The 17,557-nt window shown below is 59.1% G+C and carries 19 protein-coding genes and 2 pseudogenes; 8 read left to right on the forward strand and 13 right to left on the reverse strand.

Going from position 1 to position 17,557, the window contains the following annotated elements:
- Nucleotides 1-140: 140 nt before the first annotated feature.
- Genes MJ643_RS00065 through MJ643_RS00075 form a run of 3 tightly spaced genes read right to left on the reverse strand, consistent with a single transcriptional unit; the run spans nt 141 to nt 3,090 of the window.
- The gene (locus MJ643_RS00065) at nt 141-1,193 is read right to left on the reverse strand and encodes a 3-keto-5-aminohexanoate cleavage protein (RefSeq protein ID WP_024087049.1); all 1,053 of its coding nucleotides are present in this window, start codon (nt 1,191-1,193) and stop codon (nt 141-143) included.
- Between the two features lie 54 nt (nt 1,194-1,247).
- Nucleotides 1,248-2,096, reverse strand: coding sequence for a TauD/TfdA family dioxygenase (locus tag MJ643_RS00070; RefSeq protein ID WP_013972530.1), 849 nt, complete (start codon nt 2,094-2,096; stop codon nt 1,248-1,250).
- Nucleotides 2,097-2,109: 13 nt separating this feature from the next.
- Complete coding sequence (locus tag MJ643_RS00075; RefSeq protein WP_013972529.1) at nt 2,110-3,090, reverse strand: quinone oxidoreductase; 981 nt, start codon at nt 3,088-3,090, stop codon at nt 2,110-2,112.
- Between the two features lie 229 nt (nt 3,091-3,319).
- Between MJ643_RS00075 and MJ643_RS00080 the strand changes: the two genes are divergently transcribed.
- Together MJ643_RS00080 and osmE are read left to right on the forward strand one after the other, a co-directional pair.
- On the forward strand, nt 3,320-3,526 hold the full coding sequence (locus MJ643_RS00080; RefSeq protein ID WP_003258802.1) for a hypothetical protein: 207 nt from the start codon (nt 3,320-3,322) through the stop codon (nt 3,524-3,526).
- 283 nt (nt 3,527-3,809) lie between these two features.
- Nucleotides 3,810-4,166 carry an osmotically-inducible lipoprotein OsmE gene (gene osmE / locus MJ643_RS00085; protein ID WP_038409614.1) on the forward strand — a complete coding sequence of 119 codons (357 nt, stop codon included), beginning with the start codon at nt 3,810-3,812 and terminating at the stop codon, nt 4,164-4,166.
- Between the two features lies 1 nt (nt 4,167).
- Here the strand turns inward: osmE and MJ643_RS00090 are convergent, their stop codons facing one another.
- Nucleotides 4,168-4,497: a hypothetical protein gene (locus MJ643_RS00090; RefSeq protein WP_038409613.1), complete on the reverse strand. Its 330-nt coding sequence runs from the start codon at nt 4,495-4,497 to the stop codon at nt 4,168-4,170.
- A gap of 163 nt (nt 4,498-4,660) precedes the next feature.
- On the opposite strand from MJ643_RS00090, the gene MJ643_RS00095 reads away from it, so the two are divergent.
- Nucleotides 4,661-4,861 carry a hypothetical protein gene (locus MJ643_RS00095; RefSeq protein WP_023660903.1) on the forward strand — a complete coding sequence of 67 codons (201 nt, stop codon included), beginning with the start codon at nt 4,661-4,663 and terminating at the stop codon, nt 4,859-4,861.
- A 378-nt stretch (nt 4,862-5,239) separates the two neighbouring features.
- On the opposite strand, the gene MJ643_RS00100 is transcribed toward MJ643_RS00095, so the two are convergent.
- The 3 genes from MJ643_RS00100 to MJ643_RS00110 form a co-directional block, all read right to left on the reverse strand.
- On the reverse strand, nt 5,240-5,662 hold the full coding sequence (locus MJ643_RS00100; protein WP_013972524.1) for an anti-virulence regulator CigR family protein: 423 nt from the start codon (nt 5,660-5,662) through the stop codon (nt 5,240-5,242).
- Nucleotides 5,663-5,920: 258 nt separating this feature from the next.
- On the reverse strand, nt 5,921-7,189 hold the full coding sequence (locus MJ643_RS00105) for a cation:dicarboxylase symporter family transporter (protein WP_023660901.1): 1,269 nt from the start codon (nt 7,187-7,189) through the stop codon (nt 5,921-5,923).
- A gap of 27 nt (nt 7,190-7,216) precedes the next feature.
- Nucleotides 7,217-7,630, reverse strand: a complete 414-nt coding sequence (locus MJ643_RS00110) for a VOC family protein (RefSeq protein WP_023660900.1) — start codon at nt 7,628-7,630, stop codon at nt 7,217-7,219.
- Between the two features lie 90 nt (nt 7,631-7,720).
- Between MJ643_RS00110 and MJ643_RS00115 the strand changes: the two genes are divergently transcribed.
- Nucleotides 7,721-8,578, forward strand: coding sequence for a LysR family transcriptional regulator (locus MJ643_RS00115; protein ID WP_038409612.1), 858 nt, complete (start codon nt 7,721-7,723; stop codon nt 8,576-8,578).
- A gap of 9 nt (nt 8,579-8,587) precedes the next feature.
- Here MJ643_RS00115 and MJ643_RS00120 read toward each other — a convergent pair.
- The 6 genes and pseudogenes from MJ643_RS00120 to MJ643_RS00145 all read right to left on the reverse strand — a co-directional run.
- A pseudogene (locus tag MJ643_RS00120) lies at nt 8,588-8,731 on the reverse strand (hemolysin D); the annotation flags it as partial.
- Between the two features lie 121 nt (nt 8,732-8,852).
- The gene (locus MJ643_RS00125; RefSeq protein ID WP_024087046.1) at nt 8,853-9,164 is read right to left on the reverse strand and encodes a hypothetical protein; all 312 of its coding nucleotides are present in this window, start codon (nt 9,162-9,164) and stop codon (nt 8,853-8,855) included.
- Between the two features lie 128 nt (nt 9,165-9,292).
- Entirely contained in the window at nt 9,293-9,625 is a 333-nt protein-coding gene (locus MJ643_RS00130; protein ID WP_044039752.1) for a hypothetical protein, read from the reverse strand.
- Nucleotides 9,626-9,926: 301 nt separating this feature from the next.
- Complete coding sequence (locus MJ643_RS00135) at nt 9,927-10,076, reverse strand: hypothetical protein (protein ID WP_023660898.1); 150 nt, start codon at nt 10,074-10,076, stop codon at nt 9,927-9,929.
- Between the two features lie 29 nt (nt 10,077-10,105).
- Nucleotides 10,106-11,917, reverse strand: a complete 1,812-nt coding sequence (locus MJ643_RS00140; protein ID WP_013972516.1) for a DAHL domain-containing protein — start codon at nt 11,915-11,917, stop codon at nt 10,106-10,108.
- Nucleotides 11,914-12,840, reverse strand: coding sequence for a cytochrome c peroxidase (locus MJ643_RS00145; RefSeq protein ID WP_044039983.1), 927 nt, complete (start codon nt 12,838-12,840; stop codon nt 11,914-11,916). The genes MJ643_RS00140 and MJ643_RS00145 overlap by 4 nt, the downstream gene beginning before the upstream one ends.
- A gap of 171 nt (nt 12,841-13,011) precedes the next feature.
- Here MJ643_RS00145 and MJ643_RS00150 point away from each other — a divergent pair, with 171 nt between their 5' ends.
- From MJ643_RS00150 to MJ643_RS00165, 4 genes and pseudogenes are all read left to right on the forward strand, one after another.
- Entirely contained in the window at nt 13,012-14,379 is a 1,368-nt protein-coding gene (locus tag MJ643_RS00150) for an HD domain-containing phosphohydrolase (RefSeq protein WP_013972514.1), read from the forward strand.
- Between the two features lie 130 nt (nt 14,380-14,509).
- Entirely contained in the window at nt 14,510-15,175 is a 666-nt protein-coding gene (locus MJ643_RS00155) for an SOS response-associated peptidase family protein (protein WP_013972513.1), read from the forward strand.
- Between the two features lie 60 nt (nt 15,176-15,235).
- Nucleotides 15,236-15,542, forward strand: a pseudogene (locus MJ643_RS00160) (site-specific integrase); the annotation flags it as partial.
- A gap of 20 nt (nt 15,543-15,562) precedes the next feature.
- Nucleotides 15,563-17,149, forward strand: coding sequence for an ABC-F family ATPase (locus MJ643_RS00165; RefSeq protein ID WP_013972511.1), 1,587 nt, complete (start codon nt 15,563-15,565; stop codon nt 17,147-17,149).
- The last annotated feature ends 408 nt before the right edge of the window (nt 17,150-17,557 follow it).

Raw genomic sequence — 17,557 nt, forward strand, 5'->3', positions numbered from 1 at the left:
GCGGCCTTGTGTCGCGAAAGGGCTGCGGAGCAGCCCCAGAAATCAGCGACAGAGCAGTAATTGCTGGGGCTGCTCCGCAGCCCTTTCGCGACACAAGGCCGCTCCCACAAAAAGCATCAAGACCGTGGCACCCTGCTGTATCAGCCGCGCTGCGGCACGCCCTTCACACCCGGCTGGCGATTCGGCGCCATGCCGTTGGCCTCGAGGGTCTGCTCGATGCTGTCGTACTGCTGCCCGATGCGATAAATGGCGCGTGCTTCCTTGCCGCTGGCAATCTCGCGGCCCAGCTCATGGGCCACACGCACGGTCTGCTGGATCTGCTGCACCGAGGTGAAGCGCTTGCCATGCTGGTCGATGATGGTGTCTTCGTTACCGCAGCGTGGGTGCAAGCCCATGGCCAGGGCCATGGTGTTGAACGGCAGCACGTTCTTCAGCAACGATTCGGCGGTCAGGGTGCAGCCGTCCGGCGCGCGGTGGATGAAGTTGAAGAAGTTGAACGGGTTGGGGCCGTCGAAACCGCCGCCGATGCCGATCCAGGTCAGGTTCAGCGGGCCCATGTAGTCACCGCGACGCACGATGCGCTCGAGCGTCTCCAGGGCATGCATGCCGGTCAGCTGGAAATGCGGCTGGATGTTGCTGGCCTGCAGGCGGCGCAGGTGCTCGCGGACCCAGGCCGGGCCGGCCGGCACGGTCATTTCGCTGTAGGCGGCATGAATCGCCGGGCTGGCCAGCGAGGTGCCTTCCAGGTACTCGGGGTACAGCAACTCCATGATGTTCATCTGCGTGGTGTTGATGGCCACGGTCACCTGGTCGGGGCGCGGCGTCAGCTCGGCGAGCATGTGCCGGGTGTCGTCCGACAGCCACTTGGCCGCCTCGCCCTCGCTTTCCGGGGCGAAGGAAATCGATCCGCCAACCTGGATGATCATGTCCGGCACCGCTTCGCGCACCCCGGCGATCAGCTCGTTGAACTTGGACAGGCGCTTGGAGCCCTTGCCGTCCAGTTCGCGCACGTGCAGGTGCAGTACGGTGGCACCTGCATCAAAGCAGTCGACAGCCTTCTGCACCTGCTCGTCCATGGTCAGGGGAATGTCTTCAGGGAAGTCTTCGGGCATCCACTCCGGGCCATAGGGGGCCACGGTGATCACCACCTTTTCCATGTTTTCCGGGTGCAACGAATCGTCGAAGAATTGCATGCTGTAGTCCTCGCTGTTGTTATTGTGCGGTTGCCGCCAGCGACGGCGACGAACTCAGAACGTGGGGCTGCCCTTGATCCCGGCGCGCTCCATCTTGCGATGGCACGGCGGGTAGTCCATGACGGCGTAATGCTGTGTGCTGCGGTTGTCCCAGATCGCCACGCTGTTGGGCTTCCAGCGCCAGCGCACCTGGTACTCCGGCAGGTAGGCCTGGCTGATGAGGTAGCGCAGCAGGTCGCTGGCGCCGGGGTTGGCGTCCTGGCCGAAGCGCACCCGCTGCGGGGTGTGGTAGTTGCTGAAATGGGTGGTGAAGGCGTTGACGAACAGCACCTGCTCGCCGGTTTCCGGGTGGGTGCGCACCACCGGGTGCTCGGCATCGGGGAACTGCGCCTTCAGCGCCAGGCGCTTTTCCAGCGGCATGGCAGCGCCAAAGCTCGCCTCGATGCTGTGGCGGGCGCGCAGGCCTTCGATCTTGGCCTTCACATCGCCTGGCAGGTTTTCATAGGCCAGCACCATGTTCGCCCACATCGTGTCGCCGCCCACGGGCGGGCATTCGATGCAGCGCAGCACACAGCCCATCGGCGGGGCCTCGCGCCAGGTGGCGTCGGTGTGCCAGGCATTTTCATAGCGGTCGTTGGGCTGGTCCGGTCGCTTGTAGATCTGTACCAGGCCCGGATGCTCCGGGTCGCTGCCGGCCACCGGGTGGTCCTCCAGGTCGCCGAAGCGGCGGGCGAACGCTACATGTTCGGCGCGGCTGAAGTGCTGGTCGCGCAGGAACAGCACACGGTGCCGGAGCAACTGCGCGCGAAGCTGGGCGAACAGGTCGTCGTCGTGGATCGCGTCGGCCAGGTTGACCCCACTTACCTCGGCACCGATCGCGCAGGTCAGTTGTTCGATGTGCATGCTGTTGCCCTCTTCAGATGACGAAGATCGACGAGCCGGTGGTCTTGCGCGCTTCCAGGTCACGGTGGGCCTGGACGGCATCCTGCAGTGCGTAGTGCTGGTTGATCTCGATACGGATGCGCCCGCTGCCGACGTGATCGAACAGCTCACCGGCCAGGTCGGCCTTTTCCGCCGGGTCGGCGATGAAGTCGGCCAGTGCCGGGCGGGTGAGCTGCAGCGAGCCCTTGATCGCCAGCAACTGCGGGTCGAACGGCGGGATGGTGCCTGACGCCGTGCCGACGCAAACCATCAGGCCGCGGCGCTTGAGCGAATCGAGCGAGCCCATGAAGGTGTTCTTGCCAACGCTATCGAACACCACGTTCACCCCTACCCCGTCGGTCAGCTCACGCACGCGCGTGGCAACGTCCTCGACGCTGTAGTTGATGACGTGGTTGCAGCCGTGGGCGCGAGCCACTTCGGCCTTGGCCTCGGTGGACACCGTGCCGATCACGTTAAGCCCCAGCAGCTGCGCCCACTGCGCGACGATCAGGCCGACCCCGCCAGCAGCGGCATGCAGCAGCACGCTGTCGCCGGGTTTGAAGTCATGCAGCCGACGCAGCAGATAGGCCGAGGTCAGTCCGCGCATGGTCATGGCAGCAGCGGTTTCGAAGGCGATGGTATCGGGCAGCTTGATCAGCGCGGCCGCGGGGATCAGGCGCTCGGTGCAGTAGGCGCCCAGGGTGTTGAGGAAGCCGGTATAGGTGACCCGGTCACCGACCGCCACCTGGGTCACACCCTCACCCAGCGCCTCGACCACCCCGGCCGCTTCCACGCCGATGCCGTTGGGCAGCGGGATCGGGTAGGTGCCGTTGCGGAAATAGGTATCGGCGTAGTTCAAGCCCACAGCCACCTGGCGCAAACGCACCTGCCCCGGGCCGGGCTCGCCGACCTCGGCGTCCTCGTAGCGCAGCACCTCGGGGCCACCGGTCTGATGGAAACGTACGACTTTGGACATGCTTGTCTCTCCAATCATCGATCTGGACGCATGGCGTCAGTTCTGGGTAATTGGACTGTATGCCCTTGGTGTGTGGGGTGCTTCGCATCGGACGACAGCGGGTTTTCATTTGATGACAGTACGAGCGTCGACCTGCCGATCACGAAAACCGTGTTTTATTCATGAGCCTACTTGATGCTTGCCAATGGTCAGACTAATACTTAAGTCTCTGCCTGGGGAGGCACGAAAAATGCAACCAAGATTCGTTATCGTTCCCGCTGTGCCGATCGAAAAGGAGTCGTTCCGCGTGGGTAGCCGCTATTACGCCGCTACCGTATGTGGGGGTTTCGACATCTACGATAACCAAGCGAAGGAGCGGCTCAAGCCCAGTTATCCAAGCAGGACGGCTGCGCAGACGCAGTGTGAGCAGATGAACAAGCGCGGTGATGCAGGCTGATCGCACAAGCAATTGCCTTGCTCGATCCCTGTGGGAGATCGCACAGCCTTTCGGGTTGCGCTGTCATGTAGAGAACTGAGTTCGGAAGCAGTCCGCGTAATCTGTGGGAGCGGCTTTAGCCGCGAAGAATCCAACGCGGTGCATGGCACCGGCTGCGCCGGTGTTCGCGGCTAAAGCCGCTCCCACATGGGGGCACGTTACTGCGGGTGAGGCAGTGCAGGCGTATGATTGAAAGCCGAGCGAATTGATATCGCCGGTCGGCGTCCTCTACCGGAGCACTGCCATGAACAAACCCTTTCACGCGCTGATCCTCGCAATGGCAGCGCTTTCTGCCTGCTCGTCCAACTCCACGCTGTACCACGACCAGCCGCTGGTGGCGAAAGTCACCAACGGCATGAGCAGAGACCAGGTCATGCAGGTAGGCGGCAAGCCCGATGCCGAGACCGAACGCACCGTGGTGCCCGGCACCTGCTTCGACTACATGCTGACCAAGGCCGACAACCGGCAACCCTACAGCGTCAGCTTCGACGGCACCGGCAAAGTGGACAATACCGCTTTCATGACCTGCGCCGAGTGGAACAATGCTCAGCGCAGGGCCCGCCTGCCCAGCATGGGCGGCTCTAGCGGATCGGGTTACTGAGTCAGTCCAGGCATTCCCTGGCAGCCTGGCGCAATTTGTCGCCAGACAGGAAGCTGCCCTTGTAGAAGGTCGCGCGGCTGCCCTCGTGGGAATCGACTACGTCCAGCACATCATCGGATGCCACGGGGCTGGGTGCCGTTAGCCGATAGCCGTGGGCGATCGATTTCTGCGTGGCTTGAGGCGCCAGTGCTTGCCATTTGGGTAGTACGCAAGCGGCGTATTGCTGGGGCGATTTGTGAGTCAGTTTGCTGGCAGTGGGTTTGCCAGGGGTTGCGCAGCCGGCAACACCGGTGACCAGCACGGCGAAGAGAAAGATACGAAACATAGACATTTGCGATTAGCCATCAAGGATACGCTGCATTCTATCGGGGGTTGTATTGGCTTACCAATCAACCAAAGTCTCGCAGCACAGGCCCGCCTGATATTTCTGCCAGTAGCCTGGGTGAGTGAAGGCTGGGAAAGTGCATCTGCCAATAGCCTTCGGAGCACTAACCATGCAAAAGAACACCAACAGAACGCAATTCTTCTATCAGAATGGAAAACTGATCTCTCTGACGGTTGGTGAACAAGGTCGCAGTATTTTCCGTACTACAGATGTGCCACTCGCCGAACTGCAAACTGAAGGCACCCACTCCAGCGGCTTGCTGGCGACGGACGATAAGGGTTCAGTACTGAACGTGCAGGAAAACTCCTGATTTTGGAGAAACGGGCGCTATCGAGAACACTGGCGTAGCCGGTATCAGCCACCGCGTCGCCTGCTTCGCGGGTGAACCCGCTCCCACAGGGACCCCATCAGCCGAAAGAATGCGCCATACCTGTGGGAGCGGGCACGCCCGCGAACACCGGCGCAGCCGGTGCCAACCACCGCGTCGCCTGCTTCGCGGGCATGCCCGCTCCCACAAGGACCCCACCTGCCGAAAGCATGCGCTGTACCTGTGGGAGCGGGTTTACCCGCGAACACCGGCGCAGCCGGTGCCAACCACCGCGTCGCCTGCCGGGGGCTGCTTTGCAGCCCATCGCGACACAAGGCCGCTCCTGCAATTGACGGCGCTCGCTGACACCTGCGCCTGACGTCAATCCAGTGCGCCGTTCAACACTTCGTAGATGATCCCCGTAGCAACTGCCACCAGGATCAGGTCCGCACCCGCCTGCATCCATTCATAGCCATCGTAATGAGGCAACTGCCCCAGCAGCCTGCCATCCAGCTTCTTGGCGATACCCGGCGGCAGTGGTTTGCCACGGGCCAGGTTCTTCTGAATGCCCGGGGGCAGCGCCGGCCCTGCGCTCCAGTAGCTGCGGTGCCCGTCAAGAATGCCAAGCACATCGCCGCGGTTTATCGACGGCCCACCATACGAGCCCCCGTGACCTTGACCATGCTGCCCCTTGTCCTTGCCGTGGCCCTGCCCTTTACCATTACCCGGGTCGGCATAAGTGAGCGCCGGCCCCACTGCCAGCGCAATCGAGGTAGCGATAACTGCCCATCGACGCTTTGCCATAGCTGTTTCCTTACACGGAAGACGTCCCAGCACTGTAGACCAAAACCCGGTTCAGGGTGGAAGTCCCCGAACCCGGGTCAGGGCTTGGCACTCCGATAGAGCATGATGGCTGCCACATCGAGAGCCAACACGGCAACGGCGTAGAGAAACATGAAGTACAGATCTTCTGGAAACATGGCCGTATCCCCAAATGAGCAGGTTTTCAGGGATGCAGCAATTCCCGTTCCAAACGCCTGGCTGAACGAGCCTGCCCATCTGCTATCGAGATGATTGCTCCATAACCACGACATCAGCCGGTAATGTTCCAGCGCGGCTTTCCCATTTTGCGACCACGATCGGCGCCAGCGCATTGCCGAGTACGTTCAGTGCCGTAACGGGCATGTCCATCAATCGATACACCCCTGCAATCAAGGCCACGCCTTCCAAAGGCAAACCTGCCGCCGTCAGGGTTGCGGTGAGAATGACAAACATGAACCCGGGCACTCCGGCAGCGCCTTTGGACGTCAATACCATGATGAATACCAACATAACCTGGTCTGCCAAGGCCAGTTCAATATTGTAGGCCTGCGCGATAAACAGCGTACCCAGGCCCGCAAACAGCGACGCGCCATCCAGGTTGAATGAATAGCCCAACGGGATCACCAGCGAAGTGATCGTACGCGGTACACCCCGTGCTTCGGTCTTGGCCATCAATTGCGGCATGACGGTGGCAGAACTCGCGCTGCTGAACGCCAGTATCAGTTCACCCTTGAAGGCCTTGATGATCTCGAAGATATTCTCGCCAACAGCCCTGGCAACAAGGCCCAGCACGACAATTGCAAAGAACAGTACCGCCACATAAGTAATGGCTATCAGTTTTGCCAACGGCAGCAGTGAATCAATCCCGAAGGTCGACACCGTGACAGCTATCAGGGCAAAGATGCCGATCGGTGAGTAGGCCATGACCATATGAGTGACCTTGAACATGGTATCCACTACCGTCTGCAGCACTGCAACCAACGGCTGTTTCCTGGGTTCATCCAGCGTAGACAGTGCCACCCCGAACAAGATTGCGAAGAACAGTACCGATAACAGCTTAGCCTCCGCCATTGCCGCCACTACATTATCAGGAATGATGCCCAACAGTACCTTGCCGAGCCCTGCCGAAGCATTTTGCACAGGAGGCACTGCCCCACTCGCCGGTGTAACGGCGAACCCCGCACCGGCGCCTGGCTGGAGCACGTTACCGACCAACAAGCCGAAAATGATTGCGACCCCGGTCACGGCAAAGAAATAGACAAGGCTCTTTGTTCCCACCCGCCCCAGGGCGCGCTTGCCGGAGCCGGCTATGCCTACCACCATGCAGGAAAACACCAGCGGCACGATGATCATTTTCATCAGTTTTATGAACGCATCACCCGCCGGTTGCAGCGCTTGCTCGATCCACCAGCCCTTGTAATCTGGAAAATGATTCAATAGCAGGCCAACGCATATACCGAAAGCCAGACCAATTGCAATTTGCGTGATTAGATTTATTTTTATTCTCACGGGATTGATCTCTGTTTTTATAAAACACTAGGAAGCAAAGATTGCACGAAAGTTTTTGAACCCCTTGATCTCGATCGGGTTACCACTGGGATCCAGGAAAAACATTGTCCTTTGTTCGCCAGGCTCACCCTCAAAACGAACAACCGGCGGGATTTCGAACTGCACGCCCAGAATTTCAAGGCGCTTAGCCAAGGCCTGCCATCGCTCCAGAGGCAATATCACTCCGATATGAGGCATCAATACAAGGTGTGGGCCGACCTTGCCAGTGCGGCTGGTTTCAAAGGGCTTGCCCACATGCAGAGATATCTGGTGACCAAAAAACTCGAAGTCTACCCAGGTCTCAGTGCTACGTCCCTCGACGCAACCAAGAACTTCTTTATAGAATTTTCTTGCCACGTCCAGATCGCTGACATGATAAGCAACATGAAAGGGTGTCAACATGATGGTACTCCTCGAACAGAGCCACTATCCTCACACCGCCCGGCATCCATGTACACCAACTGACACTTGGCCTGAGCATAAGCATTACTTATGGACATTCAAAATCTGGAAAGCCTCATATCCGTTGTCGAATGCGGCTCCATTGCGGGTGCGGCAAAGAAAGCAAATGTTTCAGCCGCTGCAATAAGTTTGCGTATTCGCAATATGGAGAAACACCTGGGCTGTGCACTCTTCAATAGAGAGGCACATGCGATCAGGCCGACAGACAAGCTGCTGGTATTGATGCCACGGATACGTTGCATTGTCGAACATGCCAGTCAGCTCAGGAATGACCTGAACGCCGACACGCTGACCGGGGAACTGCGCATTGGCGCCATATCAACTGCACTCACCGGCCTTGTACCGGCAGCACTGGAGCATTTGTCATCCTCCGCGCCCAACCTCAAGCTCACCATCACGCCCGGTGACTCCAAATTGCTCCATGACAAGCTGATCAATCAGGAACTGGATGCGGCAATTCTGGTTACGCCACCCTTCAAGACAGCAAAATCGTTGAGAATGCTCACGTTGCGCAGCGAACCGCTGTGCTTGTTGGCACCTGCCACAGCCTCCCGCGCTGAAGCACACGCAATGCTGGCCACTGGGCCCTATATCCGGTATGCCATCGACTCCTGGGGAGGCCTGATAACCCAGCGCTATCTGGACGATCTGGGCCTCGCACCCAACGTGGCTTGCGACCTGGATGCACTCGAGGCCATCAGCCTGCTGGTGTCCCTGGGGCAAGGCGTTTCCTTGGTCCCGCAATGGCCGTCATTGCTGGAGCAATCGCCAAACGCCCTGGTTCTGGCCGAAGAACCAAGGTACTGCCGCGACATAGTGTTGGCCTACAGTGCCGGCCATCACCGCACGTCGGCAATAAAGCTACTGGCATCCGTACTGATGGCCTGACGCTCCAGCTCAGTAGAGACGGGCCTTGATCAGCGGGCGCAGCAAGTGATTGAGCACGCTGCGCTTGCCGCTGAGGATATCCATCTCGGCAACCATGCCGGGGATGATCGGCAGTACTTTCTTGCCGCGCAGGAACCGGTTGCCGCCTGTTCGGCTCGGCAGTACCGCTGATGCTGCTGCCATCCGGGGCAAAATGCCTTGGGAGCGCTCCAACTTTGGCGAAAACGCCAGTCGCAATTGATCTCTTGATCGGAAATGGAATCTCGTGTTCGCTCTAGTTGAACTTGAGTTTGGCCACCTTGCTCAGTGCCCACCCACTGAACACGTAAAACGCATCCAGGTAAAAGCGCCCCTCGTAGTTGGGCAGCGGCTCACGATTCAACAACAGCTCGGGCATGTCGGACGAAGGGGGAAACAGCGCATAAAAACCATTGGGCAATACCGCCAACGCAATGAGCAGAAGGTAGGTCACGATCCGCAATGTGCTGGCGCGGCTACCGGATTGTTCGGCCCATTTCAGGCCGAACCAGGCGATCAGGCCGGCAACGGGCAACACCCAGAAATGCGTCGGCATCCCAATGAACATCTCAGCAACAACGCTTCTTTCTTCCAACTTGGTGTTCTCCTTCAAATGAGCGGATTATTGCGGCTGGGGTCGGCAAATGCAAAAAGCCCGCTCTCGAGGGCGGGCCTTTTGTATAAGGGGTCAGATGATCACGCTTTCGAACACATCAGCGCGGCATCCAGCAGCCTGCCATGGTCGTACCAGGCATCACGTTGATAGGCCGCGAACTGGCGCTGGGTCCCCGTGCCCCGCACTTCGACCAGGCCACCCGCCGTGTCGGGGTCGGTGCTATCAACGAACAGCCTGACCGAGTTATCGCCATCGACCTGGTACGTTTTCACATTACCTTGAAGTTCGCTTTTGACGCACCCCAGGTACGCCGGCGTACTTCTTTCAGTGGCCCCGGCCGCATACCCATGGCCCTGACGCACATCGGGCTCATGTGCGCAGCCTGCCATGAACAGAGTGGCGAAAGTGGACATCAGTATTGCGCCTGCTACCGATCTTGGACTTTTCACGCGACACGCTCCTGCTGCCCCATCGAGTAACTTGGGAAAGTGTTGCCAAGCCGCATGCCTTTTTTTGGTTTTTGTTCGCTCATGGTACTGCTCGACGTTAGCCGGGCAATAGGCTTGTTTGCTATATCGGCTTCCGGGCGGGTTTTCCTCGCGAAGATAACCTACGTTCATGGATCAGTGGAAAAGTGCCAGACAGGCCAGCCTGGGCCGGGTTCACTCTGCCGATGTCCCCGATTTCGGGTACAACCGGACCCACAAACGGGGGTCAGGCGATGACCTTCAGAAACACAAATGTCGCTGCTAGATCCAGAACCAGCACAGCAACCACAACGAAGATCATGTAGTAGCGGTCATTCTGAGTCATTTCTGCGTACTCCGCATGAACGATGCACCAAGGGGTCACAGCAATTTGCATTCCACTTCCCTGGTGTGCTCGGAGCGGGCTCAGGCCGACCGAGCCTGATGGATGGGCAGTTCGACCCTGAATGTCGTACCGACTCCCACCTCGCTGTCTACGCGGATCTCGCCACCATGACGCTTGATGATTCCGTACGAAAGTGACAATCCCAGCCCGGTGCCCTGGCCGATGGGCTTCGTCGTGTAGAACGGATCGAAGATCTTTTGCAGGCTTTCGCCAGGAATGCCACAACCATTGTCTGCGACTTCGATCCATACCCACTTGTCACTGGCACCGGTTCGCAGGGTAATTCTGCCACGCTCGGCCCCCATCGCCTGGGTGGCATTGACCAGCAGATTCATGATTACCTGATTGATCTGTGAAGGTAGGCATTCGACCGGCGGCAATGGGCTGTAATCCTTGACAAGGTCCGCCTTGTGCCTGAGTTCGCTGGCAACAATGTTCAGAGTTGACTCTATGCCTTGATGCAAGTCTGCCACTTGCCAGTCATGGCTGGTCTCTACTCGCGAAAAGTCCTTGAGGTCTTTGACGATCCGCGCAACGCGGCCGATGCCGTCTTTGGATTCGCGAATCAGCGCCGGAATATCCTCCAGCAAGTAATCCAGCTCGATTTCCGTGCGCAACTTCGCCAGCTCAGCGCCGAGCGCGTTTGGAACCAGGGTATGTTCCGCGTCAGCATATGCATTCAGCATTACCTGCAAACGGCCGAAATAATCGTCCAGTGCACCGAGGTTGGAAGAGACAAAACCAATCGGGTTGTTGACTTCATGGGCTACGCCGGCTGCCAGCTGACCGAGCGAGGCAAGCTTTTCGGACTGGACCAACTGGTTCTCGAGCAATCGGCGTTCATCCACCTCGCGCTGCAGTGCTGCGCTGGCTTGGGTAAGTGCCTGGGTACGCCGTTCGACCCGCTGTTCCAATTCGTCGTTGGCACTCACCAGCGCTCGGTTTACACGGTTTATTTCGGCGTAGCTACGCATCAGCCACATCCCCAGGTACAGCAATAGCAAAACCAGCAGGGTGGAAAACACCAACATATAAAAATGGTATCGCTGAGCCATCAGCACTGCTGCTTGCTCGTCGCGGTCCAGCATCAGGGCAATGGCGTCCAGGTACTCGGCGATCGGAACCGCCTCGATCGCTTCAAGCAGTTGATCGACTTTGGGTTGCTCACGAAGAATCAACTCTATGTGTTTGCTGATGGTATCGATGGGCACCTGAAAATCGCCGGGCAAGCGCTCCTTGTTGACAGAAAGGTTGTTCAGTCCGACAAGGATTTCGGCAGCTTTTTCATCGGTTGTGGTCTGGGCAAACTCAAGGCTGCTCAGCATCAAGTCGTAGGTATCGCTTGTGACTCTACGCAGACGCAGTGTATCGGCATCGACCAATTGCCGGAGGTGCACCTGTATTACATCAGCCGCAGCCGGGAGAAAAGCCAGGGAATTTCGCAGGATTGCATTGTGCGTCTTGAAGCGCGAGACCAGCAGGACCTTGTCGTCAAAGGCCTGTTGGTAGTCGCGAAAAGCCTTTTGCCAAGCGAGCAGTTCCGTTTTTTGATGACGCCCTTCCAGCGTGCCGAATTCCCGCCATAGGCGCTTCATTTCAATCAACGGCAACACCAGCGGGTCGTAGTTGTAATTGGTAGTGGTGCGCGCCTTGAGCACTGCACCCTCCCACTGTGCATCGTACTGCTTGATCTGGCGTATCAGATCGCGCGCCTGAGCGTAGTCGCCACTCTCATCGGACCTGGACATCCAGTACAGGTAGACCAGCACGGAAGCCAGCAATATGGCGCACGCAGCCAACAGCAGCAGACTGCGCCGAGCGTTCAACCTCATAGCGGTTTACCCTCCCATTGGCCGGTGAGGGTCTGGAGAAACTTGATGATCAGCGCTTTATCATCGTCGCTCGGCGTACGTCCCAACTGATAATGAAACATGGCATCGACGGCTGCTTCCAAGGTGGGCGCCGAACCGTCATGAAAGTAAGGGGCAGTCACCTCCACGTTTCGCAGGCTTGGAACTTTGAACAGGTGGAGGTCGTCCGGGTCACCTGTCACGTTGTAGCGTCCCCGATCTGCCCCGGTAACATTGCCACGGTTGGCGAAATAATCATCGAAGACGCCGAACTTCTGCAGCATGTTGCCGCCGATATTCACACCCTGGTGGCAGGCTATACAACCGTACTCCTGGAAGCGCTGATAGCCATGCTTCTCTTCCAGGCTGAGGCTGCTGGTATCTCCTTTCAGATAGCGATCGAAGCGTGAATCGGGTGTCAGCAGGGTGCGCTGGTACGTAACCAGGGCATCTTTGACATCAATGGTGGTCACCGGCTTGCCATAGGCTTCGGCGAACCCCGTCTGGTAAGCCGGATCGTCAGCAATTCGTTGAACCGCGGTAGCCCAGCCATCTTCTTTGCCGTCCGTATTACCGGTTGCCAGGTGCACCAGGCCGTCAAACGATTGCGCGCGCCCATCCCAGAACTGCAGGAAGTTCAGGCTGGCGTTGAAGACGCTGGGGGTGTGAACTGGCAAGGGTTTGCCATCTGCACCAAGCGAGCGCGCCTGCCCGTCCGCGCCACCACGATCCAGGCGATGGCAATCTGCACAGGACTGGCTGCTATCGAGGGACAAACGCGAGTCATTGAACAGTTTGCGCCCCAGTTCCACCCGGGCAGGGTCAAGCTCAGGCACCGCCGGCAATGGCGTGAGCGGCCCACCGATGCTCTGGGCCAGCACCCATGCCGGTAAAACGACAAGCATCGAGGCAACGATGCGAACCTGCAGACAAATCGGCACAGCATGACCCTCCCTGGCAAGATGCACCTGTCTCCGAGCATAGTGAGGCCAACAGGCAAAAGCTAACGGCAGGGGCAAATATCATCTAGGCTGTCGCCTGGGAGTAATCTGGCCGAGACCAGCAGGGAGGGACCCATGGAGCTACCCGTTACCGATGGCGCAGCAGACAAGCCGGTGATACTTCTGGTTGACGACGAGCCCTCGATTCTCAGCAGCCTTCGTCGTCTACTTCGCAACCAACCCTACGAACTCCTCCTTGCCGAAAGCGGTGCCGACGCCCTGCAACTGCTCCAACAACGCCCGATCAATCTGGTGATGAGTGATGCGCGCATGCCAAACATGGACGGGGCAACGCTGTTGGCCCACGTACATGAGCGCTTTCCCGATACGTTGCGCATCCTGCTTACGGGTTACGCTGACACGGACACCATCGCAAAAGCCATCAATGATGGGCACATCTATCGTTACATCAGCAAACCCTGGAATGATGAAGAACTGTTGGTCACTCTGCGCCAGGCATTGGCCCACCAGCATTCGGAAAGCGAGCGAAAGCGCCTGGAACAACTGACTCAGTTACAGATCAAGCAACTCAAGGCGCTTAACGAAAGCCTTGAACAGCGTGTAGTGGCGCGCACCGCCGAGCTGCAGCAAACTGCCGACATGCTTGACCTTGCCTATGAAGAACTCAAGCGCAGTTACGTGACCACCACCGAGTTCTTTTCGCAGTTAGGCAACATGCGTCTGCCCAAGGCCAAGCAGACCAACCGGCAAGTCATAGAATTGATACGGGTGTATTGCACCAGCCATGGACTGGACGAAGGTACCTGTCGCAACCTGACCATGGCTGCAGCCCTCTACAACATCGGCAAGATGAGCTGGACCGACAACATGCTCACCTGCCCCGCCGATCTCATACCTCCACCAGAGCGCGAACTGTACCGGTCATACCCGAAACAGAGCGAAGCACTGGTCATGACCCTGGAGCCAATAAAAGAGGCTGCACAACTCATACTTCACCACCAGGAACGCTGGGATGGCAGCGGTTTTCCGGGCCACCTGAAGGGCGCGGCAATTCCACTGGGCGCCCGCTGGTTGAAAATGGCCGTGGATTTCATCGAATTGCAGCGCGGACTGGTCCTGGATCGCCAGCTCAATAGCGATGAGGCACTGCTCTACATACGCAAGCATGCTGGAAAGCTGTATGACCCAGATCTGGTGGAAGACTTCGTCAATGTCTGTGCCGCGTACATGCGCGACATTACCTTGACCGACCCGGCGATCAAGGTATTGAGCACGCACGAACTGGCGGATGGCATGATACTGGCGCGCAACCTCAACGCCGACAACGGCATGCTGCTATTGAATGCCGGCAAGGTACTAAACGGTGCGCTGGTGAAAAAACTGATTGCCTTCGAAGAAATGGAAGGTGGCAGATACAGCGTGTTCGTCAGGGTTCCCGAGCAGGCAGACAGCCTGCAGCCATCGCCCGCAACGGCAGGCTGACCCCGTTGCGGGTAGGTGCTGAAATCCGTTGGTCATGCATCGTGGCATGCTGGGTGCCTGGCCGTCTCCGTATGACTGCCGGCACTACTACCAGCCAACGGCTATCCTTCAGGTTTCGGTAGGAGGGCGTATGTGCGGAAGGCTCAGCCAGTACCGTGGCATACATGACTTCGTTGAAACCCTGAGCCTGCCAGAGGCCTGGCGGAACAACGTCGGCGACCAGCCGCTTGGCCGGTACAACATCGCGCCGACCACGCCGGTGGCAGTACTGCGGATGGATGACGCAGGCCCACGAGCGGACCTGGTGAGGTGGGGATGGCGACCGCACTGGGCGAATGATCGCGCTGCGCCGATCAACGCCCGCGTCGAGAAGGTGGCGCATGGCCCATTCTTCCGGGCGATCTGGCCGCACCGGGCCATCACCCCAATCGACGGCTGGTACGAATGGGTTGATGAAGGTGGGCCGAAGAAGCAGCCGTACTACATCCGCCGCCAGGATGGGCGCCCTGCCCTTTGCGCCTCGATCGGCCAGTTCACCGGCACAGAGCACGACGGGTTCGTCATCATTACCGCCGACGCTCAGGGCGGAATGGTCGACGTTCACGACCGCCGGCCTGTCGTGTTGTCGCCAGAACTGGCGTACGAGTGGATCGCGGCAGCAATGCCGAGCGAGCGCGCAGAACAACTGGTGCTCAACCTGGGTGAGCCGGCCGAAGCCTTCGAGTGGTACCGGGTGGGTATCGCCGTGGGGAATGTGCGTAACCAAGGTGCCGAGCTGATAACTCCGCTTCCGTGAACAGGAGGCAAAGCCTTGAAACAGGATACGGAGCGTCGAAGGCAGGCAAGGCCTTTCGCCGAATCGCCGTTCGTCTTCCTGCCCGGATCAAGATGAAAAACACGTATAACCTGCACCATCAATAGCGCCCGATCGTCAAGGGTCCGGGGATCAGATACCGCCCCCGTATAACTGCCGTCGCACCTATGCGACAATGTGCTCAATGTCTGGTCTCAACCCCGCATTCATCGCCCATCAGCTCGGGCATAGCGTGCAGATGCTCTTATCGACTCATGCGCGCTGGATTAACTCGTCCAACGACTGGCAGGAGCTGGAAAAGCTCCCGATTGGTCCAGAATGGGTCCGACGCTGCGAAGAAGTCACGTAAGTTATTGATAGGTAAGTCTCTTGATCTCCACCGCCAACATCACCATGCAGTTCGGCTCCAAGCCGCTGTTCGAAAACGTTTCCGTCAAATTCAACAACGGCAACCGCTACGGCCTGATCGGCGCCAACGGTTGCGGCAAGTCGACCTTCATGAAGATCCTCGGCGGTGACCTGGAGCCGTCCGGCGGCCAGGTCATGCTCGAGCCGAACACGCGCCTGGGCAAGCTGCGCCAGGACCAGTTCGCCTACGAGGAATTCACCGTGATCGACACGGTGATCATGGGCCACGGCCAGCTGTGGAAGGTCAAGGCCGAGCGCGATCGCATCTACTCGCTGCCGGAAATGACCGAGGAAGACGGCATGGCCGTCGCCGAACTGGAAACCGAATTCGCCGAGATGGACGGCTACACCGCCGAATCACGCGCCGGTGAACTGCTGCTGGGCCTGGGTATTCCGCTGGAACAGCACTTCGGCCCGATGAGCGAGGTGGCTCCGGGCTGGAAGCTGCGTGTCCTGCTGGCCCAGGCGCTGTTCTCGGACCCGGACGTACTGCTGCTCGACGAGCCGACCAACCACCTGGACATCAACACCATCCGCTGGCTGGAGAACATCCTCACCGCGCGCAACAGCACCATGGTGATCATTTCCCACGACCGGCACTTCCTCAACAGTGTCTGCACCCACATGGCCGACCTGGACTACGGCGAGCTGCGCGTGTTCCCGGGCAACTACGACGAGTACATGACCGCTGCCACCCAGGCCCGCGAGCAGCTGCTGTCGGACAACGCCAAGAAGAAAGCCCAGATCGCCGAACTGCAGACCTTCGTCAGCCGCTTCTCGGCCAACGCCTCCAAGGCCAAGCAGGCCACCTCGCGGGCCAAGCAGATCGACAAGATCCAGCTGGCCGAGGTCAAGCCGTCGAGCCGGGTGAGCCCGTTCATCCGCTTCGAGCAGACCAAGAAACTGCACCGCCAGGCTGTTACCGTCGAAAAAATGGCCAAGGCCTTCGACGACAAGGTGCTGTTCAAGGACCTGGGCTTTACCATCGAGGCTGGCGAGCGCGTGGCGATCATCGGCCCCAACGGTATCGGCAAGACCACCCTGCTGCGCACCCTGGTCGGTGAAATGACCCCGGACAAGGGTGAAGTGAAGTGGACCGACAGCGCCGAAGTGGGCTACTACGCCCAGGACCACGCCCACGACTTCGAAGACGACATGACCCTGTTCGACTGGATGGGCCAGTGGACCTCCGGCGAGCAGGTGATCCGCGGCACCCTCGGGCGCATGTTGTTCTCCAACGACGAGATCCTCAAGTCGGTGAAGGTGATTTCCGGTGGTGAGCAAGGCCGCATGCTGTTCGGCAAGCTCATCCTGCAGAAGCCGAACGTGCTGGTGATGGACGAGCCGACCAACCACCTGGACATGGAATCGATCGAAGCGCTGAACCTGGCGCTGGAGAACTACCCGGGCACCCTGCTGTTCGTCAGCCATGACCGTGAGTTCGTGTCTTCGCTGGCCACGCGCATCATCGAGCTGTCGGCTGATGGCGTGGTGGACTTCAGCGGTACCTACGACGATTACCTGCGTAGCCAGGGTGTGCTGGTCTGATTGATGGAGCGGCCTGGCCATCTTGTATGGCTGGGCCGGCCTCTTCGCGGGTAAACCCGCTCCCACAGGGGCTGCGTAGCACTTGAGGCCTATGCAAATCCTGTGGGAGCGGGCGAGCCCGCGAATGACGATTACCTGCGTAGCCAGGGTGTGCTGGTCTGATTGATGGGGCGGCCTGGCCATCTTGTATGGCTGGGCCGGCCTCTTCGCGGGCATGCCCGCTCCCACAGGGGCTGCGTAGCATTTGAGGCCTATGCACATCCTGCAGGAGCGGGCTCGCCCGCGAAGAATTCACCGCCGATCCCACGGGCTGGCACTGCCCGACGATTAATTCGTTAGCCTGCTTTCATTTCCTTCGCGCAACGGCCATGATGGGGCCACGCCCAACCGCCCGCCCGCGAACGAGCC

The organism is Pseudomonas sp. PNPG3 (assembly GCF_023093815.1).
GTDB classification, from domain to species: domain Bacteria; phylum Pseudomonadota; class Gammaproteobacteria; order Pseudomonadales; family Pseudomonadaceae; genus Aquipseudomonas; species Aquipseudomonas asiatica.